Source organism: Caballeronia sp. J97 (assembly GCF_905220305.1).
Lineage (GTDB): Bacteria > Pseudomonadota > Gammaproteobacteria > Burkholderiales > Burkholderiaceae > Caballeronia.
Genome location: NZ_CAJMZL010000004.1, coordinates 103,297 through 126,059, shown reverse-complemented (window position 1 = coordinate 126,059; position 22,763 = coordinate 103,297). Strand labels below are relative to the sequence as shown.

The window sequence follows — 22,763 nt, the reverse complement described above, 5'->3', positions numbered from 1 at the left end:
AGTGTCATGCTTCCTCCACCGCCTTGACGCCGCGCGGGATGCGCGCGGCATTGCCGAACAGTTCGACGCGCGGCTTCGTGGTCGAATGCGCGGCCGGATTCACGACCGGCTTCGCGGACGCGGTGAACAACTCCGCGCGCGGCTTCGCGCCCGCCGCGTTCGACTGGAACAGCTCGACACGCGCGCGCGCCTTCGCGAGCCGCTCCGCGCGCTCTTCCGGCGTGCGCTGCACGAGCGCCTGCTCGCGTTCGACGACGACCGGATCGTGCTGCGTCTTCAGCTTCTTGACCATCACCTGGCCCGAGCGCGGCATGAACGCGACCTTGCGCGGATGCGCGCCCTGCAAGTCCTCGGCGACGATGCGAATCTTCTCCAGCGCGAGATAGCGCCGCACGAACTCCGAATTGCGATCGCCGATGTTGATGGTCGTCATGCCCGCGAGCACCGCGCCGCCGCCGAACACCTTCGCCTCGAAGCGCTCGCGTCGTCCGCCGCGCTTGATGAGCTCGTTGATGAGCACTTCCATCGCGTACGCGCCGTAGCGCATCGAATCCGACGATGCATGCGACGCGTCGGAACCGTCGTCGGGCAACATGAAGTGATTCATGCCGCCGATGCCCGCCGTGCGATCGTTGATGCACGCCGCCACGCACGAGCCGAGCACGGTGACGAGCACCATGTCATCGCTCGTCATGTAGAACTCGTTCGGCAAGAGCTTTACGCCCGGCTTCTTGAAGTGATTGTCGAAATAGAGATTCGACGCCATCGGAAGTCCGCTCATGCCGGCTCTCCTGCGAGCGCGCGTTTCGAACCGCTCGCCACTTTCGTGTCGCGCGTCAGTTCGTAGACGGTCTGTCCGCGCAGCCTGAATGCCTGCGACACGTACGTGAAGTTCTCCGAATGTCCCGCGAAGAGCAACGCGCCGGGCTTCATCAACGGCTCGAAGCGCGACAGGACTTGTCCTTGCGTCGGCTTGTCGAAGTAGATCATCACGTTGCGGCAGAAGATCGCGTCGAACGGGCCTTTCACGTCGTAGCGCGCTTCCGTCAGATTCACGCGGCCGAAGTTCACCATCGCGCGCAGTTCGGGCCGCACTTTCACGAGGCCGGCGTGCGAGCCCGTGCCCTTCAGGAAGAAACGCTTGAGGCGCTCCACCGGCAACGCCTTCACCTGATCGAGCGAATACACGCCCGCTTCGGCCTTCGCGAGCACCTGACTGTCGATGTCGCTCGCGAACACCGTGCACTGACGCGCCGCATGCTCGCCGAGCGCTTCGACGAGCGTCATCGCGATGGAATACGGCTCCTCGCCCGTCGAGGCTGCCGAGCACCACACCGAGAACGGCTGCTGCCGGCGCTTCACGAACTCCGCGAGAATCGGAAAGTGATGCGACTCGCGGAAGAATGCCGTGAGGTTGGTGGTCAGCGCGTTGACGAACGCTTCCCACTCGGCGTTGTCCTCGTGGGTTTCGAGGCGGTCGAGATACTGCTTGAACGTATCGATGCCGCAGGCGCGCAGCCGGCGCGCGAGTCGGCTGTACGCCATATCGCGTTTATGGTCCGACAGCGAGATGCCCGCGCGGCGATGAATCAGCTCGCGAATGCGGGCGAAATCCGCCGACGTGAATTCGAAATCGCGCTCGACTTCCGGGCCGCGCACACTGGCGGACGAGTCGACGCGCGTGTTGCGCGTTGCCATCATGATGTTTCGTGCTTCCTTGACGTCGTCCCTGACGCCCGATGTGGCGTGTTCGTCGCGCTCGACCATGCGGACTCGCGTCTTCCGTGCGCTTCGATGAAGCGCCGGTTATCGATCGTGATGCGCGATGCCTGCATGGCCGTGTCCGGTTCCGGTTAGAAGGTTTCCCAGTCGCCGTCGTCGGCGGTCGTCGCTTTTGCGCGCGGGGCCGGGGCGGCCTTCGCTACGCTCGCGTGCTTGACCATCGGCTTGCTCGCGGCCTTGGGCGCTTCGCTGGCAGATTCCTTCGCTGTTTCCTTATTAACGGCCGCTTCCGGCGCAACTTTTGGCGTCTCGGCGGACTTCGCCTTCGATGCGATCGCGGACGTCGAAGGTTCGATACGCGTCGCGGGCGAAAGACGCGCCGCCGCCGTCGATGCGCTCGCGCGCACCGGCGCGGCGCTTTCCACGCGCCACTGCGCGACCACGCCCTTCAACTGACGCGTCTGCTCCTCTAGCGATGCCGCGGCGGCCGCCGCCTCTTCGACGAGCGCGGCGTTCTGCTGCGTGACGCTGTCCATCTGCGTGACGGCGCGATTGACCTGCTCGATGCCGTCGGACTGCTCTTCCGACGCCGCGCTGATCTCGCCCATGATGTCGGTCACGCGGCGCACCGCCTGCACGATCTCGCCCATCGTCTGACCGGCGCGGGCGACGAGTTCCGTGCCGCTGTCGACCTTCGCGGCCGAGTCGCCGATGAGCGCCTTGATTTCCTTCGCCGCCGCCGCGCTGCGTTGCGCGAGCGAGCGCACTTCGCCCGCGACCACCGCGAAACCGCGGCCTTCCTCGCCCGCGCGCGCCGCCTCGACGGCCGCGTTCAACGCGAGAATGTTGGTCTGGAACGCGATGCCCTCGATCACGCCGATGATGTCGACGACCTTGTTCGAGCTCGATGCGATCGCCTGCATCGTCTCGACGACCTGCTCGACGACATCGCCGCCGCGCGATGCGATATCCGACGCGTTCACCGCGAGCTGACTCGCCTGGCGTGCGTTGTCGGCGTTCTGCTTCACCGTGCTCGTCAACTCTTCCATGCTCGATGCGGTTTCCTGCAGCGACGCCGCCTGCTCTTCCGTGCGCTGCGACAGATCCGTGTTGCCGCTCGCGATCTCATGCGCGCCGACATCGATCGATTCCGCGCCGCGATGCACCGCGCCGACCATCGCGGTCAGGTTGCCGCGCATGCGTTCGATGCCCGCGAACAGGCGGCCGATTTCATTGCGCTTGTCGGTGTGCGCGGACTGCGTGAGATCGCCGCGCGAGATGCGGTCGAAGTGATCGACGGCCTCGTTGATCGGCTTCACGATCAGGCTGGAGAGCGCCATGCGCGTGCCGATCAGCATCAGCACGGCGAGCACGAGCACCGCGCCGATCGTCATGTTGAGCGCCGCGATATGCGACGACGTGCTGGCGCGCGAATGCTCCGCGTGTTCCTGATGCGCCGCGACGGCAGTCGTCACGGCCTGATCGAACGCGACGAACATCGGGCTGATCTTCGTGTCGGCGATCGCGTGATACGCGGCCATGTCGTTCGCGCGGATCGCGGCGAACTCCGGCTCCACGCCGGTCTTCACGAGCGTGTCGCGCTGCGTGATGAGCGCGTCGAGCGTCTCCTTCGGCAGCGTCGGCTTCGGCGTATCGAGGTAGAGCTTCCAGTTCTCGTTGCTCTTGTCGAGCAGATATTGACCGCGCTCGATCGCCTTGTTCGCTTCTTCGGTGCTGCCCGCTTCGGTGAGCGAGCGCACGCGGTCGAGCGTGACGCGCGAGCGCAGCAGATAAGACGACGTTTCCGAGAGCGCGCGCATCGCGACCATGTCTTCCTGCGCGAGCGAGGTAAGCGACGCACCGGCGGAATTGAGTCCGACGAGCGCGAGCGCGCCGATCAGCGCCGCGCATCCGGTGAACAACAGGCCGACGAGCGTGAGCGTCGTGCGGATCGACAACTTCTTCAGCATGGCTTGGTTCCTGCGTGCTTTATGCGGCGACGGAGTCGATCAACTCCATCTCGCGGCTCGTCATGAGTTTTTCGATGTCCATCAGGATCAGCATGCGGCCGTCGACCGTGCCGAGGCCCGTGAGGTATTCCGTCGCGAGCGTGCCGCCGAATTCGGGCGCGGGCATGACTTGCTCCTGCGTGAGCGTCAGCACGTCCGACACGCCGTCGACCACCATGCCGACCACGCGATGCGCGACGTTCAGGATGATCACGACCGTCTGGTTGTCGTACTCGACGCGGCCCAGATTGAACTTGATGCGCATGTCGACGATCGGCACGATGATGCCGCGCAGATTGATCACGCCCTTGATGAACGCGGGCGCGTTCGCGATGCGTGTCACGTTGTCGTAGCCGCGAATCTCCTGCACTTTCAGAATGTCGATGCCGTATTCCTCGGCGCCGAGCGTGAACACGAGAAACTCCTGCCCCGCGGCCTCGGCGTGTTGCGCATCACGTCGCGAAGGCGCAGCGGTATGAATCGATTGAACGTCTGCCATGAAAGGCTCCTTCGGTATCAGTGAGAGTGCGCGCCGTGCTGCGCGCGCGATTCGCGGTTGAGCGCGGCGACGTCGACGATCAGCGCGACACTGCCGTCGCCCAGGATGGTCGCGGCGGAGATGCCGTGCACCTTGCGGTAATTCGTTTCGAGGTTCTTCACGACGACCTGCTGCTGGCCGACGAGCTCGTCGATCAGCATCGCGAAGCGGCGTCCCTCGGTCTGCATGATCGTGACGATGCCCTGCGTCGGATCGGTGCGCGCGCCTTCGACATCGAACACGCCGTGCAGCGCGACGAGCGGCAGATATTCGCCGCGCACGCGCACCACGCGCTCGCCGTTCGCGACCGTGTAGATGTCGTCGGCGACGGGCTGCAGCGACTCCATCACGAAGTTGAGCGGCAGAATGAAGATCTCGTTGCCGACCTTCACCGACATGCCGTCGAGAATCGCGAGCGTGAGCGGCAGCACGATCTTCGTCGTCGTGCCCGCGCCCTGGCGCGACATGATTTCGACATGACCGCCCATCGACTGGATATTGCGTTTCACCACGTCCATGCCGACGCCGCGGCCCGAAATATCGGTCACCTGTTCGGCGGTCGAGAAGCCCGGCATGAAGATCAGTTGCCAGACTTCTTCGTCGCTCATCGATTCGGAAACCTGCATGCCCTGCTTCTGCGCCTTCGCGAGAATCTTGTCGCGGCGCAGGCCGGCGCCGTCGTCGCTCACTTCGATGACGATGTTGCCGCCGTGATGCGCCGCCGACAGCACGAGCTGGCCGGTAGTAGACTTGCCCGCCGCGCGGCGCGCTTCCACGGTTTCGATGCCGTGATCGAGCGAGTTGCGCACGAGGTGCGTGAGCGGATCGATGATGCGCTCGATCAGGCTCTTGTCGAGTTCGGTCGCCTGACCGAACGTGACGAGCTCCACTTCCTTGCCGAGCTTGCCGGCGATATCGCGCACGAGGCGCGGGAAGCGGCTGAATACGTAATCCATCGGCATCATGCGGATGGACATGACGGCCTCTTGCAGGTCGCGCGCGTTGCGCTCCAGTTGCGCCATGCCGTTGAACAGGCGGTCGTGCAAGGCGGGATCGAAGGTGCTCGTGGTTTCCGCGAGCATCGCCTGCGTGATGACGAGCTCGCCCACCAGATTGATGAGCTGATCGACCTTCTCCACGCCGACGCGAATCGAACTGCCTTCCGCCGATGCCGCGGCTTGGGGGCGCGCCTTCTTGTCCGCATCGGTGGCCGATGCTTTCGACGGCTGGGCGGCGGACGGGTCCTTCGAACCCGCCGCCGTCGCCGCTTCTTCTTTTGCTGCTTCTCTTGCTGCTTCATTGCTGGCCGCGGATGCGGGCGCGACTTCCGCCCGCGATTGCTTCGGCTCTTGCTGTAGCGTGGGTTGCACCGCCTGCGCCGTCGCCGGTGCATGTTCGGCGGATTGCGCCGCTGCATCGCCACGGCCGATCGTGATCTGCGTTTCGTCGATCACGAAGCAGCACACGGCGACGATATCGTCGGCGGGGACGTCCGAGTCGAGCCAAACCACGTACTCGGCGTCCGTCTTCTTCTCTCCGACGATGCTTCCCAGATTCCCCAGCTCCTCGATCAGAGTCGCCAGGTCCTTCTCGCCCACCCCCCGTAGCGTAATTTTCAGGTGGGGTCCCACTTCCGCCACCGGCGCGCCGGTGTGTCCCGGCGTCGCAGCGGCAGCGGTCCCTGCATGCGTATTTCCTGCGTTGGTTCCGTCCGCGAGTTCGAACGCGCCGTCCCAGTTGCCGTCGTCCTCGATCGCGTCCATCGCCTGTGCGATGACGTGCGCGGGCGGCGCATTCGGGCCATCGTACGCGGGCGCGACGTTCGCGCTCGCCGCGCCGTTGCCGGCGCCCGGCAGCGCGGGCGGCTCGCTATTTCCCGGCTGGCCGCCTTCGGCCTGCTCGTTCTTCAGGCGCTCGAGCTTCGCGCAGATCGCGGCGGCGGCGGCCGCATCCGGCTCGGCGCTCGCGCGATAGGCGGCGAGCTGATCGGACAGCACGTCCTTCGTCGCGAGGAACGTGTCGATCATGTCGCGGCGCAGGACGAGCTCGTTGTTGCGCGCGCGGTCGAGCAGCGATTCGAGGATGTGCGTCGTTTCGGTGAGCGCGGTGAAGCCGAATGTGGCCGCGCCGCCCTTGATCGAGTGCGCCGCGCGGAAGATCGCTGCGAGGTCTTCCGGGTCGGGATGCGCGATGTCCAGAACGAGCAGCAGTTGCTCCATCTGCGCGAGCAGTTCGTCCGCTTCGTCGAAGAAGGTTTGATAGAACTGGGTAATGTCGAGTGTCATGCTTGAGTCACCGCAGGAATGCTGTTCAATCGGCGCCGTTGTGCGCGCTCTTTAATGGGGCTTTCTTTGCCGTTCAGTGCTGCGTGTCTTCCGAGAGCGCGGCGACCAGTTCGGTCAGGAGGTCCGGATCGAGCGGCTTCTCGATCCAGCCCGTCGCGCCCGCCGAGCGCGCCGCGTCCTTGAACGGCTCGCCGCCTTCGGTCGTCAGCACGAGAATCGGCGTGGCCCGGTACGCGGGGTTGCCGCGCAGCGCCACGATCAGATCGAGCCCGCTTCTGCCCGGCATGTGCTGGTCGGTCAGAACGAGATCGAAGCGCTCCGCGAGCGCCCACTCCAGGCCTTCGTCGCCGTCCGACGCGACGGTCACTTCGTAACCGGCCGTCGCGAGCGTCGCCGAGAGGATTTGCCGCATCGCGGCTGAATCGTCGATTGCCAGAATGTTCTTGATCATGTTTGTCTCTTGCCGTGATGACGGTCGAAACGTGTCGAGTCTTGAGCGTCTTTTTCGAGGTATTTGCTCAGTACGCCGCGGGTTTGGGCGCGACGCCGCCGAACAGGCCGAACGACGCCGATGGCTTGCCGTTCGCGTCCGTGCCGTTGTCGAGCGTCGCGGGGGGCGAGCCGTCGTCGCGCAGCATCGAAAGCTCCGTCTTGCGGTTGAGCACGATGACGCTGATGCGCCTGTTTTCCGGATCGAGCGGATCCTTCTTGTTCAGGTTCTGCGTCGATGCGAGTCCGAGCACGCGCATCACCTTCGCTTCGTCCATGCCGCCCGCGACCAGCTCGCGCCGCGACGCGTTCGCGCGGTCCGCCGACAGCTCCCAGTTGCTGTAGCCCTTGTCGCCGCCCGCGTACTTCACGGCGTCGGTGTGTCCCTGCACGACGATGCGGTTCGGCACGTCGTTCAGCGATCGGCCTATCTCGCGCAGGATGTCGCGCATGTACGGCTGCACGGCGTCGCTGGAGAGCGCGAACATCGGGCGCTTCTGGGTATCGACGATCTCGATGCGCAAGCCCTGCTGCGTCGATTCGATGCGGATCTGCTGCTTGAACTGGCGCAGCGTCGGATTGGCCTCGATCGCGGCCATGAGCTTCACCTGAAGGTCGTGCAGACGCACCTGCTCGCGCCGTTCGAGCTCGCCTTGCGCGGCCTTGAGCAGCTCCTCGTCGGTGTCGGACGAAGCGCGCTGCGCGAGTTGCGTGCTGCCATCGGTCTTGCGCGCCGCGCCCGCTTCGATGCTGGAGATATCGCGCCCGCCGCCGGTGATGATGCTGTTGTCCATGCCGACGGTCTTGCCGCCCACCATCGCCGCCTTGAGCGGCATCTGGAAGTATTCGGCGATGCCGCGCCGCTGCACCGGCGAGGTCGACGAAAGCAGCCACATCAGCAGGAAGAACGCCATCATCGCGGTCATGAAGTCCGCGTAGGCGAGCTTCCACGCGCCGCCGTGATGCCCCTTCTTGCCGGCGACGACGCGCTTGATGAAGATCGGGCGATCGGTTTCGTTGCTCATCGCTGTGTCTCGGTCAATGGGAACGTCACTTCGCCTTGACCCGGCGCACGTGTTCTTCCAGTTCGGAGAACGACGGGCGTTCCGTCGAGAACAGCACCTTGCGGCCGAACTCCACCGCGATCGCGGGCGCGTAGCCGTTCAGGCTCGCGAGAATCGTCACCTTGATGCACTGGAACATCTTGGTCTGCTCCGCGACGCGCTGCTCCGCGACGTTCGCGAGCGGCCCGATGAAGCCATAGGAAAGAAGAATGCCGAGGAAGGTGCCGACGAGCGCCTGCGCGATCATCTCGCCGAGAATCGCGGGCGGCTGGTCGGCGGAGGCCATCGTATGCACGACGCCCATCACCGCCGCGACGATGCCGAACGCGGGCATCGCGTCGCCGACCTTGGTCAGCGCGTGCGCGGGCGCCTCGCCCTCGACGTGATGCGTCTCGATTTCCTCGTCCATGAGGCTCTCGATCTCGAACGCGTTCATGTTGCCGCTCACCATGAGGCGCAGATAATCCGTCAGGAATTCGACGATGTGGTGATCGGCGAGAATCTTGGGGTACTGGCTGAAGACCGGGCTCTTCGACGGATCTTCGATATCCGCTTCGAGCGCGAGCGTGCCTTCCTTGCGCGCCTTCGCGAGCAGCACGTAGAGCAGGCCCATCAGCTCCATGTACATGCTCTTGTCGTACTTCGCGCCCTTGAAGAGCGTCGGCAGGACCTGAATGGTCGCCTTGATCGTCTTCACGTTGTTGCCGAGGATGAACGCGCCGACGCCCGCGCCCGCGATCATCAGAATCTCGACCGGTTGCATGAGCGCGCCAAGGTGCCCGCCTTCGAGCGCATAACCGCCGAAAACCGACAGCAATGTCACGAGCGATCCCACGAAAATCAGCACAGTCGAGTCCTCACGTTTTGATGCGGTAAGACCGCCGTTAAGTGGTTTACGGCACTCGACTGGAAAACTTTGGGGGCAAATCCACGGCGCGGGCAAACGGTAAACCCCGCGTCGCCGCGAGGTTCCGCCGATGACGCGGCGTCAGGCGGCGATGCGCGACACGCGCTCCGAAGCATCGGACGGCGCAAGCGCCTTGCGCGTCTTGCCCGCGCGCGACGGCGGCTGGCACAGGCCGCACACGTAGCCCGCGCGCAGCTCGTAGGCGTGCGCGACGAAGCGGCCGCCGCAGCGCGTGCAGGCGTTCGTCTGCAACATGCCGGACTCGAAGTAGCGCACGAGCGTCCACGCGCGCGTGAGCGACAGCACGGGCTCGTCGCCGTGCAGCGTCGCGTGCTCGAGGTAGAGGCGGTAGCTTTTTACGATCGCCTGGATCGTGCTCTGCGTGCCGCCAGCGCCGCCGTGTTCGTCGATGAAGCGGTAAATGCCATGAAACAGCGACGAATGGATGTTCGGCTGCCAGGTCATGAACCAGTCCGTCGAAAACGGCAGCATGCCCTTCGGCGGCGAGACGCCCTTCAGCTCCTTGTAGAGCTTGATGAGGCGGTCGCGCGACAGGCTCGTTTCCGCTTCGAGCAATTGCAGACGCGCGCCGAGTTCGATCAGTTCGATCGCCAAGGTGATTTCGCGCACTTCCGCGACTACGCTTTTCGTCGCCATCGGTCGCTCGCGCGCCTTAGCCGATCTGCTCGACGGGCGCGCCGGCCAGCAGGATCGCCGCGTGGGCGTGCGCGAGTGCCGCGCTCTTGTCCTTGTCGGCGAGGGAAGACAGGATCGCGTGGTCGTCGAAACGAAAGCGGCACAGCAAATGGCTCGACGACGCCACTTTCACCGCCTGTGCGAGCGTCAGCGAGGTCAGCACCTGCGCGACCTGCTCGGACAGGCCGAGGCGATACATCGCCGAAACGCGGTCTTCCTGAAGGAGCCTCTGCGCGAGGAGCAAGTACGACAGATTCACCTCGCGGATTTCCGCGAGCGTACTCGTATTGCTGGTCGTCATCTTTTCCCCGAATCGATACGTGGCTGGTCAGGCCCGGCGTGGTGAACGTTTGCTCGAATTCGCAAAGGAAAGGCGAATGCGGCCCCACGCGCGTTGTCTAGTGTCGATTCGATTGTCGCCGATGCCCGCGGCCGCGCCTGTCGGATAAAGCTTCCGACGCAACGACGGAGTTTCGCGAAGATTCATGTAGGAATAGTTCTTACACGGCGGCGGCTTCGGTTGCCGATCGGCAGACTTGAATTATCGGCAATCATTCGTCTGACTTAATGGTTGAAGTGCTTATTTTCGACGGTCGCGCGTCCCGAAACGCCCCACCAGGCTTGGGATCGCAAATTGCTTGCCTATGCCGCGCGGCCCGTTCCACGCTCCACATCGGTTCATATCGCCTTCTTCGGTGCAATTTCTGACTTCGTAACAGCACATGTTTCGCGCTGTAACAACGATAAGCGATTGAAAAATGACGTGAAATGCCGCTCTCGATCCCGATAATGAGCAGTAAGGGATAACCCGGTCGCGATGTTTTCTTCATCTCCGGGCCGATCTCGGGCGGCGTCCACACCACACGCGGCCCGCCCGAATGGCATGTGTTGAGCGCTCGACCGGAGCGTGACTGCAATGCCTCACCTACATGGAGAGTCACGTTATGCGAATCGCACAAATTGCACCGTTGCACGAAGCAGTACCTCCGAAGTTTTACGGCGGCACTGAGCGCGTCGTGTCATATCTGACCGATGCGCTCGTCGAGCTCGGCCACGATGTAACCTTGTTCGCGAGCGGCGATTCGCAAACCAAGGCAACCCTCGAATCGGTGTGGCCGCGCGCGTTGCGCCTCGATCCGACCGTGCGCGACGCGCTCGCGCCGCACATGCTGCTGCTCGAAACGGTCCGCCAGCGCGCGCACGAGTTCGACGTGCTGCACTTTCACCTCGACTACATGCCGTTCCCGCTGTTCACTCAGATGGACACGCCGTTCGTGACCACGCTGCACGGCCGCCTCGACCTGCCGGAACTGCAGCCGATCTTCAACACGTTCACGAAGGCGAACGTCATTTCGATCTCGGACAACCAGCGCAGTCCGCTGCCGCAGGCGAACTGGCTGAACACCGTTTATCACGGTCTGCCGAACGAGTTGCTCGCGCCGCAGCCGCACAAGAAGCCGGAATATCTGGCGTTTCTCGGCCGTATCTGCCCGGAAAAGCGCGCCGATCTGGCGATAAAGATCGCGGCACAGAGCGGCCTGCCGCTGAAGATCGCCGCCAAGGTGGACAAGGTCGACCAGGAATACTTCAAGTCGACGATCGAGCCGCTGCTGTCGCAGGCTCACGTGGAATTCATCGGCGAGATCAACGAAGCGCAGAAGCCGGAATTCCTGTCGGGCGCGAAGGCGCTGCTCTTCCCGATCGACTGGAACGAGCCGTTCGGCCTCGTGATGATCGAGGCGATGGCCTGCGGCACGCCGGTGATCGCGTTCAACCGCGGCTCGGTGCCGGAAGTGATCGACCACGGCGTGACGGGCTTCATCTGCGAAGACGTGCAGGGCGCGGTCGGCGCGCTGCAACGTCTCGACGAGCTGTCGCGCACGGAAATCCGCGCACAGTTCGAGCGCCGCTTCAGCGCGCACACGATGGCGCAGAACTACGTCGAAAGCTACACGGCGATGCTCCAGGCCGCCAAACGCCCGGTGCTGCGTCAAGTCGCGGTGGGCTGATAGCCATCGTCTGACTCGCATCGCATCGAATGCCGCCCGCTTGCCGGGCGGCATTTTTTTCATGCGCCGCCGTCTTAAGGCAAAAACCCGCGCCAGATTTGTCTATCGATAAGGAACAATCCGAAGTTTCGACCTAATGCCCGTGAATTAAGAGCCGATCGACCATTTTTGACAGTTTTTAAAAGAAGCCGCGCGTAGACTCCGCTGCACAAGCACGTCATGCGTTCTTGTTTTAAATCAACGGCTTTTATTTCTTTCACGAAGACAGGATCATGCATTTGTCGAAGCGTCTCGGCGCTGAAATTTTCGGTACTTTCTGGCTCGTGCTGGGCGGCTGCGGAAGCGCCGTGCTCGCCGCGGCCTTTCCCAACCTCGGTATCGGATTCGCCGGCGTTTCGCTGGCGTTCGGCCTCACCGTGCTCACGATGGCCTACGCCATCGGTCACGTCTCGGGCTGCCATCTGAATCCGGCCGTGAGCATCGGTCTCGCAACCGCCGGCCGCTTCCCGGTGCGCGATCTCGTGCCTTACATCGCCGCGCAGGTGATCGGCGCGACGCTCGGCGCATGGGTCATCTACCTGATCGCGACGGGCAATCCGAGCTTCGACTTCGCGACGAGCGGGTTCGCAGCGAACGGCTTCGGCGAGCACTCGCCGGGTCATTTCTCGATGACGGCGGGGCTGGTCTGCGAAGTCGCAATGACGTTCTTCTTCCTGTTCGTGATCCTCGGCGCCACCGACGACCGCGCGCCGAGAGGCTTCGCGCCGCTCGCAATCGGCCTGTGCCTGACGCTCATCCATCTGATCTCGATCCCGGTCACGAACACGTCGGTGAATCCGGCGCGCTCGTCGAGCCAGGCGTTCTTCGTCGGCGGCTGGGCGCTCGACCAGTTGTGGATGTTCTGGATCGCGCCGATCATCGGTGCGATTCTCGCGGGCGTGCTTTATCCGGCGTTGACGCGTCAGAAATAAGTTTCGGCGGGAAAGAAGCAGCAGTCGTTAAAACGGGCGCGAAATGCGCCCGTTTTTGTTTTTGCGCCACAACGGACGCCCGAAAGATTAATTGGGCGCGACAGATGTAATGGCGAATTACGCAGCCTGCTTATGAATTGTTGCGACACTCATTTCGTAAAATCGAGGCATGCCGTGCGAGGTCCATGGAATAAGGCTTCCGGCGATTCGGCCCGTTCTGGCACCCTTATTTTCCGGCTTACATCGTCCTTGCACACCGTAACAAGTCCTCGAAGCATGTAAGACGGCCGGCGCTTAAATTGGACTCATGCGACACACGTCGCCTTAAAGGAGAAACACAATGAAGCGCATCGTCACCCATATGCTCGTCGCGACCGGCCTTGTCATCGGTGCAGTCGGAGCGGCTCAGGCCCACAGCGATCTGCACATCGGCGTTTCGGTCGGCGCGCCGGCTTACGTGGCGCCGGCTCCGGTGTATGTGCGTCCGGCGGTTCCGGCGTATCGCGCGCCGTACTACCGCCATGAAGCGCCGCGCTGGCACGGCGGCGACCACGACTACGGCCGATACGACCGCGCCCGCTGGAACCACGGCGGTTACGGCAACAACTGGGGCCGTCGCGGATAAATGGCTCAGGCGGCCGTCGAACATCGGCGGCCCGCCGTGACGCCGGCTCAGTCGGGCGTCTGTCCGGGCGACGCCAGTTCGTCGCGAATGCCGAACAGCTTGCGCAGCTGATGGGCGACGCCCGCCTCGAAGTTGTTTCCGACGCGCGGTACGTCGGGCAGGCGTTTCATGAGATCGGGATTTGCGTTGTTCATCATGAACGGATGCCCGGCGGTTTCGAGCAGGTCGATATCGTTCATGTTGTCGCCGAAAGCAACACACTGCGCGGTCTCGAGATCGAGCCGCTCCAGCACGAAACGCAGCGCGCGCCCTTTCGATACGTCCGAGGTCATGACTTCCAGGCAATCCGGCAGCGAATACGTAACGTAAAGCGAGTCACCGAATTCGCGCTCGAGGTTCGCGGCGGTTATCTTCAGATCGGCCGGTTCGCCGATATACAGAACTTTCGCGATGTTCTCGCCATGATGCTCGCGCAGATCCATCACCTCGTACTTGAAGCCCGAATCCTGGTGAAAGACCAGCAGTTCGGGGGCGTGACGGTCGATGAGCCACGCGTCGTCGGCGAACAGATTGACGATGACGCGCTCGCTGCCCGCGAGCTCCGGCTGCACCAGACGGCGCACGGCGCCGGGATCGAGATCGCGGGAATAGATGCGTTCGTCGCCGGGTGCATGCACGCGTGCGCCGTTGGACGTGATCAGATAGGCGTCGACGCCGAGCAGGTCGCGAATGCCGGCGACGTCGCAGTAGTGCCGGCCCGTCGCGATGATGATGGGCACGCCGCGCGCCGCCAGCGTGCGGACGGTTTCGGCGGTGAAGGGATCGAGCTGGTGGTCGCTGTTCAGAAGCGTCCCATCGAGATCAGTAGCGATGACCGAGTACATGACTGCCTTTATCGTGCCGCAAAGGTCGCTATTTTATCGCGCCGGGTTGCCGGCGGCCCTGAAAGCGGACGCCGCGCGCCGCGCCAGTTCTAGCGCACCCGCAGCCGAATCGGCCCGAGGCGCCCGCACGCGCTCGCGCAAGGCGGCCGGCACTAATGGTTCATAAGGCGCGGCAAGCCCTCCGCACAGCGCGACGGGCAGCACGCCGGGAGGATCGAGCGCCGCGACGAGCCTCGCGATCTCCTGCCCGGCCCGATCGAGCAGACTCGCCGCATCAGGGTGGTCGCGGAACTCGAACACCGTGGGCGCGAGCGTCGCGTAAGCGGTCTGATTCGCGGCGCAAAGCCACACGACGAGACTGTCGCGATCCGTCGCGCCCGTTTTGGCCAGAAGCGCGCGCGACCATCCGTCTTCCGGCATGCGGCCGTCGAGCACGCGCTGGAGATGAACCACTGCGCGCAAACCGAGCCACGCGCCGCTGGCTTCATCGCCGCTCGGAAAGCCGTAGCCGCCCGCGATGCGGCACACGCCCGCCGCGTCCAGCGACGCCGCGACGCTGCCCGTGCCGAGCGCGACGATCACGCCGGATTCGCCGCCATGTGCGCCGAGCACGGTCGTGTAGGCATCGCTTTCGACGCTCAATGCGCGCACGTCCGGCGCCGCGGCGAGAAATGCCGCAAACCAGTCCGCGTTGTTCACGCCCGCAAGCCCGCAGCCGAGCGTGCAGTCGCGCCAGTCGAAAGGGCGGGCGGAGGCCTCGAACGCGCGCCCGCATGCGTCGCCGATGGATTGCCACGCGCGCTCGACGCCGAGCCCGAGCCCCGAAGGTCCGCCGCTCGCGCGCGCCAGTTCGTTGCCGTGCGCGTCGGCGAGAATCACGCGCGTGCCGCTTCCGCCGCCGTCGATGCCGAGCAGGAAGCCATCAGATGCCGAAGTCGAAAATGTGGTCATGGGCGCAAGCTTACCGGCGCCCGCGGCGCACGCCAATTGGCCGAATGGCATAGATGGCGCGGCGCGACCGTTCCGCTATGCTGACGCGATCCAGAAATAATGATGAGGACTCCAATGGCAGACACCGACCACACCCGCTGCGCCTGGGCCACGACCGACGCGATGATCCGGTACCACGACGACGAATGGGGCGTGCCGTCACGCGACGACCAGCATCTGTTCGAGATGCTGGTCCTGGAAGGCGCGCAGGCGGGTCTTTCCTGGTCGACCATCCTCAACAAGCGCGAGGGCTATCGCGCGCTCTTCGCGGGCTTCGACATCGACAAGGTCGCGCGCTTCACCGAAAAGGACGTCGAGCGGATCGTGCAGGACGCGCGCATCGTGCGTAACCGGGCCAAGATCGAAGCGGCCGTGCTCAATGCCCGCGCCGTGCAGCAGATCCAGCAGGAGCATGGCTCGTTCGCGGATTTCGTGTGGTCGTTCGTCGGCGGCGCAACCATCGACACGCCCCGCGACGCCAAAAACCCCACGCCCGCGTCCACACCTGAATCCGACGCTTTGAGCAAGGCGCTCAAAAAGTACGGTTGCAAGTTCGTCGGCACGACTATCTGCTATGCGTTCATGCAGGCAACCGGCATGGTGAACGATCACGCAGTCGGCTGCGTGTCGCGAGGAAAACCTAAGACAAAACGAAGAGTTGTCGCTAAATCCACACATTGAGCACATTCCCATGAGGAATTTTTTTGCTTTTTGACAACGTATTTGAGCGCAAAACGCGAATGTCAGGGTAAGTCCTTATGGAGGCCGGTTTTTTTGCAGTGAAGCACGCGCAATCGCCCGAACTGCAAGGTTTTTGGCCGGGTTTTCCGCACTGCACGAACGTGCGGCTCATGTAAGAATGGCGTCCTCGCGTGCGCTGGCGCACCTTTTTACCGGGCCGAACCGTTATAACAGACGGTGTACGGATCGTTCACTGAGTGTCGAAATCCGACGCGAGCACTTAGGGCGCTGTGAGAACACGCGCCAGGCCGGGAAACCGCCGTGCTCGAAGCAGGGTCCGGGCGACAAAGCGTCGATTCATTTTGCGCACATTCGCAACGACGCCACCGCTCCGGTGAAGCAGGTGCAGGTTCTCGAATACTTGAACGCATGGCCGCTGCGCAGGGGCGCAGGGGAGAAGATCATGAAAAGCCTGAACTTCCTGACCCATCAGGAGATTTTCAACAGCGCGGTCCAGCATCTTTTCGGACAAGGGCAAGCGGCCTTGCTACCGCAGGGCGGCGGCGCCTATCGCGGATACTGCGGCGGCTGTCCCGTGGGGAGCTTCATCAAGCCACGCGACTATGTCACCGCGATGGAAGGCGTCCCCATTCGCTACATTGCGAAGCCGCCCGAACACGTTCCGGATTACATGGAGGTCGGCGTCGCGGCGCTCAAACGAGCGCTTCTGCGCGCCCGCATCAACGTGTTCGACCCGAACACCGTCGAGTTGCTGTCGTGCCTGCAGAACGTGCATGACGTCTTCGGCAAGTGGGAATGGCGCGAGCGACTGGCGTCGATCGCGCGTCAGTTCGGGCTGTCCGCCGAGCTTCTGAAAACGGCCGCTTGATACTGCAGGTGTTGTGATGTTGAGCCCTATCACGATGTTGAGCCCGAAAGAGATCTACGAGCGCGTCAGCGAGCATTTGCTGAGGCAGCGCGCGGTCTCCGAAGACGACAACGGTTCGTGCCGGCTGCGCAGTCCGGAAGGCCGCAAGTGCGCGATAGGTTCGCTCGTGCGCGACGATCAGTACGAGCCGGAACTGGAAGGCGTCGGCATTTCGTACTATCGGCACGCCCGGGACGGCCAGTTGTTAAGGGCGCTCTTCGCATCGAACGTGAATGCGTACGACCCGAACATCATCGATCTGTTGATCGAGCTGGAAGAAGTCCACGACTACGCCGATATCGACGAGTGGCCCGAGCTGCTCGCGGCACTCGGCAAGCGCCACGCGTTCGTGTGAGCGCAGCGGCGAAAAACGGCAAGCACAAACGAAACGGCGGTGCGCCCTCACGGGTCGCACCGCCGTTTTGCCGTTCAGCGCAAGAATTCGGAAATTCTCGCCCGAACAAGACGCTTAGTGCATCTTCTTCGGCAGCATCTGGCTGCGCAGGCGCTTGCGCAGACGCGCGACCGCCGCTGCCTTCTTGCGCTTGCGCTCGGTGGTCGGCTTTTCGTAGGACTGGCGCTCGCGCAGTTCGGCGATGAGGCCATTGCGCTCGATGGTGCGGCGGAAACGCCGAATCGCGACATCGAACGGCTCGTTTTCTTTGAGGACGATAGTGGTCATGTAAATCCTGGTTTGCTAAACGTATTTTCAAGCGCGCGACGATATGAGCTGCCGCGCCCCGGCACTCCGATCGTCCGCCGGTCTCGAAACGGCACGGCGGACACGAGCAAAGCGGCCACGGAGGCCGGAAAAGAGAGCGTTGAGATTCAGCCGCGGAAGCGGCATGCGCTTTCGAAAGAACCACACGAAGGCGCGTTTCAGAGCCGTTCGCCGCTGCTTGTTGACGTTGTCATTCTGAGCGGCGAAGGCAGGAAAATCGGGCACATTTCTCGATTCGGGCGCGATGTTACCAGAACACCGCGCCGCTGCCAACTATCGCGAGTCATCCAACTCGTTGATGCAACAGATTTATTTCTGCCACGCGCTGGCTTCGTCGAGCAGATGGAGGTCGTCGGCGGCGAGTTGCAGGCGCGTCGCGGCGGCGAGGCTTTCCAGTTGCGCGACCGACGTGGCGCTCGCGATCGGCGCCGTCACGCTCGGGCGCGCGATCGTCCACGCGAGCGCGACCGTTGCCGGCGTCGTGTCGTTGCGCTTCGCGACTTCGTCGAGCGCGGAGAGAATCTTCAGGCCGCGCGGGGTCAGATATTTTTCGACGCGCGAGCCGCGCGCCTTATGCAGCGTGTCTTCCTTCGAGCGATATTTGCCCGACAGGAAGCCGCTCGCGAGCGCGTAATACGGCACGACGGCGATTTCGTGCCGCTGCGCCACCGGCTCCAGATCCGTTTCGTAGCCCTCGCGATCATGCAGGTTGTATTCGGGCTGGAGAATCTGATACGCCGGCAAGCCCGAAGCCTTCGCGATCTTCAGCGCCTCGTCGAGACGCTCGCCCGTGTAGTTCGACGCGCCGATCACCCTCACCTTTCCCGCCTTGATGAGCTTCTGATACGCGTCGAGGGTTTCGGCGAGAGACGTGTTCTCGTCGTCGTAATGGGAGAAGTACACGTCGATGTAGTCGGTCTTGAGACGCCGCAGCGAATCGTCGACGGCGGCCGCGATGTTCGCCGCCTTCAACCCGGCGCGGGTGGAGAGCTTGCCGACTTTCGTCGCGAGCACGACCCGATGGCGCTTGCCGCTTTCCCTGAACCACTTGCCGATGATCGTCTCCGATTCGCCGCCCTGATGCCCGTCGACCCAGGCGGAATAGACATCCGCGGTATCGATGAAATTGAGGCCGTGATCGACGAACGCGTCGAGGATCGAGAACGACGTGCGCTCGTCGGCGGTCCAGCCGAACACGTTGCCGCCGAAGACGAGCGGCGCGACTTTCAGGTCCGATGTGCCGATGCTGCGTGTCTGCATGTGTGCTCCGAATGCGCGAGATGAACGGACCGAAAAGCATACGCGCGAAACAGGCGCCTTGCCGGGCGAGGCTGCGCAGGCTTACGGCGGCATTCATTACACAAATCGTTTGCGCGGGCCTTAAGTTTTTTTCGAGGGGCCCGATAACCACAAGTAGGCGGCCGGCTATCACCGAGCGCAGGACCGCCAGGCAACACTCGGTGCCAAAGCCTAAGCCAGACAAAAGTCTCCCAGGAGAGCAAAAAATGATCGGTATCAATAGCAACATCAACTCGCTGGTTGCCCAGCAAAACCTGAACAACACGCAAAGCGCGCTGTCGTCGGCCATTACCCGCCTGTCGTCGGGCAAGCGCATCAACAGCGCTGCTGACGATGCAGCCGGCCAGGCAATCGCTTCGCGCATGACCTCGCAGATCAACGGCCTGAACCAGGGCGTTTCGAACGCGAACGACGGCGTGTCGATGACGCAGACGGCATCGAGCGGCCTGAACCAGATCACCGACAACCTGCAGCGTATTCGCCAGTTGGCCGTGCAGGCTTCGAGCGGCTCGCTGTCGTCGACCGACCAGGCAGCACTCCAGAAGGAAGTGACGCAGCGTATCGCTGAAGTGAACCGTATCGCTTCGCAAACGACCTACAACGGCACCAACGTGCTCGACGGTTCGGCTGGCCAGGTCAGCTTCCAGGTCGGCGCGAACGTCGGTCAGACGATCAGCATCGACCTGAGCAAGGGCGTGTCGGCTGCTCAGCTCGGCGGCGGCGTGCCGCAGAAGGGCACGACGATCTCGACGATCAGCGGCATCAGCCTCGACAGCGCAGGCGCGGCGGCAGCGTCCGGCACGACCCCGGCGATCACGTCGATCAACGTGCTGGCCGACGGCAACGGCGGCTTCAGCTTCACCGACCAGAACAACCAGGCTCTGTCGTCGAGCGTGACGACGTCGCTGTTCGGTTCGAGCACCACCGGTTCCGCGTCGAATCCGAAGCCGCTGACGCTGTCGGGCACGGGCGCATTCGCAACGACGGTTCAGGCGACGGCGCAGGGCACCGCGGCGACGGCTCTGGCAACCATCAGCTCGACGAACGGCGCGACGGGCGCCGGCACGTACGCCACGGCGAACCAGAACCTCGGCACGGTCTCCGGCGTTGCGCTGAATGCGGACGGCACGAAAGCCACCGGCGCCACCGCGGCGATCACGTCGATCAACATTCTCGCGGACGGCAGCGGCGGCTTCAAGTTCACCGACCAGAGCGGCAACGCGCTGAGCAGCGGCGCTGCCTCGCTGTTCACCGTGACGGCAGGCTCGGCCGGCGCCGGCTCGACGATCGGCTTCACCGCAGCCGGCGCACTCGGCACGACGGCCCCGACCGGTTTCGGCACGACCAACGAACTGGCAAGCCGCGCAGCCATCTCCACGGCGAACGCGACCAACAACCCGATCGCCGTGTCGAACATCGACCTGACGACGGCGAACGGCGCGAACGTCGCGATCGAATCGATCGACAACGCGCTGAACACGGTGAACAGCATCCAGGCAGGTCTCGGCGCTGCACAGAACCGCTTCTCGTCGATCGCATCGACCCAGACGCAACAGTCGACCAACCTGTCGTCCGCTCAGTCGCAAATCACCGACGCGAACTTCGCGCAGGAAACCGCGAATCTGTCGAAGGCTCAGGTGCTGCAACAAGCTGGTATCTCGGTGCTGGCTCAAGCGAACTCGATGCCGCAGCAAGTTCTGAAGCTCCTCGGCTAAGCCGTTTCGCCGACGCTGTAGCCGGCGCGCGTTATCAGTACAATGCGCGCCGGCCGTAACAAAGTTTTGCATCAGCAGCACAGCAGTCAGCGCACCGGGAGCTCGCCTCCCTGTGCGCGTTTTCGGGAGATGACGACTCCCGCCCAATTCACGACGATCGCGAAAAGCAACGACCGGAGCACACATGACCACCGTATCCACGACAACGGGATCCACTGTCGATCCGACGAGCGCCGTCCAGCAGGCAGCGCAGTCGATCATCAGCGGGTCCACGAACTCGACGATGGACGTGAACTCGCTCGTCAGCGCGCTCGTCAACGCGAAGGTCGCCGGTCAGACCGACGCGCTCAACAACAAGCAGACCTCCGACAACACGCAGCTCACCGCGATCGGCACGCTCAAGTCCGTGCTCTCGCTGCTGCAGAGCTCGATCACGAACCTCGCCAACGGCAAGACGCTCGGCTCTTTCACGGCCACCGCGGACGGCAAGGGCCTTACCGCCACCGCCGACACCACCGCGGTCGCGGGCAGCTATTCGGTCAAGGTGACCAACATGGCTTCCGCGCAGTCGCTCACGTCGGGCGTCTTCTCGACGACCGACAGTCTCGGCACCGGCTCGATCACGCTCAAGGTCGGCGACAAGTCGAGCACGATCAAGCTCGACAGCACCAACAACACGCTCTCGGGCATCGTCTCGGCGATCAACTCGGCGTCCGATAATCCGGGCGTCACGGCGACCATCGTCAACGGCACGGACGGCGCGCACCTCGTGCTGCGCTCCTCGTCGACGGGTCTCGCGAACGCCATCAACGTGTCCGTCAATGCCGACGACAGCAGCTCGGCGATCAACAAGCTCGCGGTCAGTTCGTCGACCACCACGACCGATCCGGATCCGAACGATTCGACCAAGACGGTCACGGTGCCCGAGCACACGATCATCAACAGTACGAACGGCTGGACGCAATCCAGCGCGGGCGTGGACTCGCACGTCACGATCGCGGGCACGGACGTCACGAGCGCCAGCAATACCATCAAGGAAGCGATCACCGGCGTGAGCATGACGCTCACCGCGGATTCCGTCGGCACGACGCAGACGCTCACGATCGGTCAGGACGTGAGCGGGCAGAAAACGGCCATCGATTCGTTCGTCACGGCTTACAACAACTTCATCAGCACGGCAGCCTCGCTGACGTCCTACGATTCGACGGCCAGCTCGCAGGGCGCGCTGCTCGGCGACTCGATGATGAACACGATCAAGAACACGCTCGCCGGCATGATCAGCAAGGGCATCGGCACGGGCACGAGCAAGGTCAATCTCGCTTCGATCGGCATCACGCTGCAGCCGGACGGCTCGCTGAGCACCGACGAAGACGCGCTCACCGACGCGCTGACGAACAAGTCCGGCACCGTCGCATCGCTCTTCAATTCGACGGACGGCGTCGCGGCGCAGCTGAACAACAGCCTGACATCCTATCTGGCGACGGGCGGCATCATCGATACGCGCACGACCGCGCTCAATAACGATCTCAGCAGCATCAAGGATCAGCAGACGCAGCTCACCACGTACACGCAGCAACTGACGACCGACTACAACAATCAGTTCACGGCGCTCAACACGTTGATGTCGTCGATGTCGCAGCAGTCGAGCTATCTGACTGCGCTCTTCGGCGGCACCAATAGCGCGGGCGCGATGGCCACGAACTCGAAGTAAGGGCGGATACCGACATGAACCAGCAGGAACTGATTCACAACGCGTGGTCGTTGACCGAGGCGATCGAAGAAGCGGCGAGCAAGAACGAATGGGCGCGCGCCGCCGAACTCGCCGAAGCACGCGCGCCGCTCGTGATGGCGTTGCAGGCGCCACAGCCGGCGGATGCGCTGGAGGTCATCCGCAAGATCCAGGCGAGTATCGACGCGGTGTCGGCGCGCGCTCGCGATGCGCAGACGACGCTCGGCGCGACGTATCGCCGCTCGATGGACGGCGCGAAAGCCGCCAGCCGATATCATCAGGCGGCGCGGTTCTAAAGTTTTCTTTCGACGCGCCGTTAATCCTTCCAAGAACAACAAGAACGACGTGCTGGTTTGATCAGCGCGCTGCTTCGCTCTTCGATGCCCGCTTCGGCGGGCATTTTGTTTTTGGAGTTCGGTGAAGGGTGGAGGGATTCGGGTGGTGGGTATCGGGTAGCCGATGCAGAACCGTCTGTCTCCGCGTATGCGGAGGAACCACGGT

The 22,763-nt window shown here is 63.5% G+C and carries 23 protein-coding genes; 9 read left to right on the top strand and 14 right to left on the bottom strand.

Going from position 1 to position 22,763, the window contains the following annotated elements:
* Positions 1 to 4: 4 nt before the first annotated feature.
* From cheD to flhD, 10 genes are all read right to left on the bottom strand, one after another.
* The gene (gene cheD, locus U4Y90_RS08825; RefSeq protein WP_321794192.1) at positions 5 to 781 is read right to left on the bottom strand and encodes a chemoreceptor glutamine deamidase CheD; all 777 of its coding nucleotides are present in this window, start codon (positions 779 to 781) and stop codon (positions 5 to 7) included.
* The gene (locus U4Y90_RS08820; protein ID WP_321794341.1) at positions 778 to 1,701 is read right to left on the bottom strand and encodes a CheR family methyltransferase; all 924 of its coding nucleotides are present in this window, start codon (positions 1,699 to 1,701) and stop codon (positions 778 to 780) included. Before U4Y90_RS08820 ends, cheD begins: the two co-directional genes overlap by 4 nt.
* A gap of 152 nt (positions 1,702 to 1,853) precedes the next feature.
* The gene (locus U4Y90_RS08815) at positions 1,854 to 3,692 is read right to left on the bottom strand and encodes a methyl-accepting chemotaxis protein (protein ID WP_321794191.1); all 1,839 of its coding nucleotides are present in this window, start codon (positions 3,690 to 3,692) and stop codon (positions 1,854 to 1,856) included.
* A 19-nt stretch (positions 3,693 to 3,711) separates the two neighbouring features.
* Entirely contained in the window at positions 3,712 to 4,230 is a 519-nt protein-coding gene (gene cheW / locus U4Y90_RS08810; RefSeq protein ID WP_321794190.1) for a chemotaxis protein CheW, read from the bottom strand.
* A 17-nt stretch (positions 4,231 to 4,247) separates the two neighbouring features.
* Positions 4,248 to 6,554: a chemotaxis protein CheA gene (gene cheA, locus U4Y90_RS08805; RefSeq protein WP_321794189.1), complete on the bottom strand. Its 2,307-nt coding sequence runs from the start codon at positions 6,552 to 6,554 to the stop codon at positions 4,248 to 4,250.
* A 73-nt stretch (positions 6,555 to 6,627) separates the two neighbouring features.
* A complete protein-coding gene (locus U4Y90_RS08800; RefSeq protein WP_321794188.1) occupies positions 6,628 to 7,005 on the bottom strand; it encodes a response regulator in 378 nt (125 codons plus the stop codon).
* Between the two features lie 67 nt (positions 7,006 to 7,072).
* On the bottom strand, positions 7,073 to 8,068 hold the full coding sequence (motB, locus tag U4Y90_RS08795) for a flagellar motor protein MotB (protein ID WP_321794187.1): 996 nt from the start codon (positions 8,066 to 8,068) through the stop codon (positions 7,073 to 7,075).
* A 25-nt stretch (positions 8,069 to 8,093) separates the two neighbouring features.
* Entirely contained in the window at positions 8,094 to 8,954 is an 861-nt protein-coding gene (gene motA / locus U4Y90_RS08790) for a flagellar motor stator protein MotA (protein WP_321794186.1), read from the bottom strand.
* A gap of 141 nt (positions 8,955 to 9,095) precedes the next feature.
* Positions 9,096 to 9,671: a flagellar transcriptional regulator FlhC gene (gene flhC, locus U4Y90_RS08785; protein ID WP_321794185.1), complete on the bottom strand. Its 576-nt coding sequence runs from the start codon at positions 9,669 to 9,671 to the stop codon at positions 9,096 to 9,098.
* 16 nt (positions 9,672 to 9,687) lie between these two features.
* The gene (gene flhD / locus U4Y90_RS08780; protein ID WP_321794184.1) at positions 9,688 to 10,011 is read right to left on the bottom strand and encodes a flagellar transcriptional regulator FlhD; all 324 of its coding nucleotides are present in this window, start codon (positions 10,009 to 10,011) and stop codon (positions 9,688 to 9,690) included.
* Between the two features lie 643 nt (positions 10,012 to 10,654).
* Here flhD and U4Y90_RS08775 point away from each other — a divergent pair.
* The 3 genes from U4Y90_RS08775 (at position 10,655) to U4Y90_RS08765 (ending at position 13,315) form a co-directional block, all read left to right on the top strand.
* Positions 10,655 to 11,719, top strand: coding sequence for a glycosyltransferase family 4 protein (locus U4Y90_RS08775; RefSeq protein WP_321794183.1), 1,065 nt, complete (start codon positions 10,655 to 10,657; stop codon positions 11,717 to 11,719).
* A 272-nt stretch (positions 11,720 to 11,991) separates the two neighbouring features.
* Complete coding sequence (gene aqpZ, locus U4Y90_RS08770) at positions 11,992 to 12,690, top strand: aquaporin Z (RefSeq protein WP_321794182.1); 699 nt, start codon at positions 11,992 to 11,994, stop codon at positions 12,688 to 12,690.
* Between the two features lie 340 nt (positions 12,691 to 13,030).
* Positions 13,031 to 13,315: a hypothetical protein gene (locus U4Y90_RS08765; protein WP_321794181.1), complete on the top strand. Its 285-nt coding sequence runs from the start codon at positions 13,031 to 13,033 to the stop codon at positions 13,313 to 13,315.
* A 47-nt stretch (positions 13,316 to 13,362) separates the two neighbouring features.
* On the opposite strand, the gene U4Y90_RS08760 is transcribed toward U4Y90_RS08765, so the two are convergent.
* Both U4Y90_RS08760 and U4Y90_RS08755 read right to left on the bottom strand, forming a co-directional pair.
* Positions 13,363 to 14,199, bottom strand: a complete 837-nt coding sequence (locus U4Y90_RS08760; RefSeq protein ID WP_321794180.1) for a Cof-type HAD-IIB family hydrolase — start codon at positions 14,197 to 14,199, stop codon at positions 13,363 to 13,365.
* Positions 14,200 to 14,232: 33 nt separating this feature from the next.
* Entirely contained in the window at positions 14,233 to 15,150 is a 918-nt protein-coding gene (locus U4Y90_RS08755) for a BadF/BadG/BcrA/BcrD ATPase family protein (RefSeq protein ID WP_321794179.1), read from the bottom strand.
* A 114-nt stretch (positions 15,151 to 15,264) separates the two neighbouring features.
* Between U4Y90_RS08755 and U4Y90_RS08750 the strand changes: the two genes are divergently transcribed.
* The 3 genes from U4Y90_RS08750 to U4Y90_RS08740 all read left to right on the top strand — a co-directional run bounded on the left by U4Y90_RS08750 (position 15,265) and on the right by U4Y90_RS08740 (position 17,153).
* On the top strand, positions 15,265 to 15,870 hold the full coding sequence (locus U4Y90_RS08750) for a DNA-3-methyladenine glycosylase I (protein ID WP_321794178.1): 606 nt from the start codon (positions 15,265 to 15,267) through the stop codon (positions 15,868 to 15,870).
* A gap of 463 nt (positions 15,871 to 16,333) precedes the next feature.
* Complete coding sequence (locus U4Y90_RS08745) at positions 16,334 to 16,759, top strand: hypothetical protein (RefSeq protein WP_321794340.1); 426 nt, start codon at positions 16,334 to 16,336, stop codon at positions 16,757 to 16,759.
* 16 nt (positions 16,760 to 16,775) lie between these two features.
* On the top strand, positions 16,776 to 17,153 hold the full coding sequence (locus U4Y90_RS08740) for a hypothetical protein (protein ID WP_321794177.1): 378 nt from the start codon (positions 16,776 to 16,778) through the stop codon (positions 17,151 to 17,153).
* Positions 17,154 to 17,267: 114 nt separating this feature from the next.
* Here U4Y90_RS08740 and rpsU read toward each other — a convergent pair whose 3' ends face one another.
* Together rpsU and U4Y90_RS08730 are read right to left on the bottom strand one after the other, a co-directional pair.
* Positions 17,268 to 17,480: a 30S ribosomal protein S21 gene (gene rpsU, locus U4Y90_RS08735; protein WP_008351904.1), complete on the bottom strand. Its 213-nt coding sequence runs from the start codon at positions 17,478 to 17,480 to the stop codon at positions 17,268 to 17,270.
* 348 nt (positions 17,481 to 17,828) lie between these two features.
* A complete protein-coding gene (locus U4Y90_RS08730) occupies positions 17,829 to 18,779 on the bottom strand; it encodes an aldo/keto reductase (protein WP_321794176.1) in 951 nt (316 codons plus the stop codon).
* A gap of 245 nt (positions 18,780 to 19,024) precedes the next feature.
* Between U4Y90_RS08730 and U4Y90_RS08725 the strand changes: the two genes are divergently transcribed.
* The 3 genes from U4Y90_RS08725 to U4Y90_RS08715 all read left to right on the top strand — a co-directional run bounded on the left by U4Y90_RS08725 (position 19,025) and on the right by U4Y90_RS08715 (position 22,558).
* Complete coding sequence (locus U4Y90_RS08725) at positions 19,025 to 20,533, top strand: flagellin (protein WP_321794175.1); 1,509 nt, start codon at positions 19,025 to 19,027, stop codon at positions 20,531 to 20,533.
* 184 nt (positions 20,534 to 20,717) lie between these two features.
* Entirely contained in the window at positions 20,718 to 22,244 is a 1,527-nt protein-coding gene (gene fliD / locus U4Y90_RS08720) for a flagellar filament capping protein FliD (protein ID WP_321794174.1), read from the top strand.
* Positions 22,245 to 22,258: 14 nt separating this feature from the next.
* Positions 22,259 to 22,558 (top strand): flagellar protein FliT, encoded by a 300-nt coding sequence (locus U4Y90_RS08715; RefSeq protein ID WP_321794173.1) that lies wholly within the window; start codon positions 22,259 to 22,261, stop codon positions 22,556 to 22,558.
* Positions 22,559 to 22,763 lie beyond the last annotated feature (205 nt).